Source organism: Chromohalobacter sp. HP20-39 (assembly GCF_033052815.1).
Classification (GTDB): domain Bacteria; phylum Pseudomonadota; class Gammaproteobacteria; order Pseudomonadales; family Halomonadaceae; genus Chromohalobacter.
This window is the reverse complement of record NZ_JAWHTP010000734.1, coordinates 1-268: the sequence shown is the minus strand read 5'-3', so window position 1 is coordinate 268 and position 268 is coordinate 1. Positions and strand designations below refer to the sequence as shown.

The 268-nt window shown below is 53.7% G+C and carries 1 protein-coding gene; it reads left to right on the top strand.

The features are described from left to right. A partial coding sequence (locus RVY79_RS19895; RefSeq protein WP_317466299.1) for a cellulose synthase operon protein YhjQ/BcsQ occupies positions 1 to 268 on the top strand: 268 nt, incomplete at both ends.

Sequence of the window (268 nt, the reverse complement as noted above, 5' to 3'; positions counted from 1 at the left end):
CCAGAGCGATGCTGGATGGCCAGGACTGGCGTGACGCTGGGTTGCGCTACACCTCGCAGCTCGATTTGCTGCCTTTTGGTCAGTTATCCATTGAAGAACAAGAAAATCCACAGCACTGGCAAACCCGGCTGAGCGATATTTGCTCCGGCTTACAGCAACTAAAAGCCAGCGGGCGTTACCAGTGGATTTTAATCGACTTACCGCGTGATGCCTCGCAGATAACCCACCAGCTGCTGAGTTTGTGCGATCACTCGCTGGCAATCGTCAA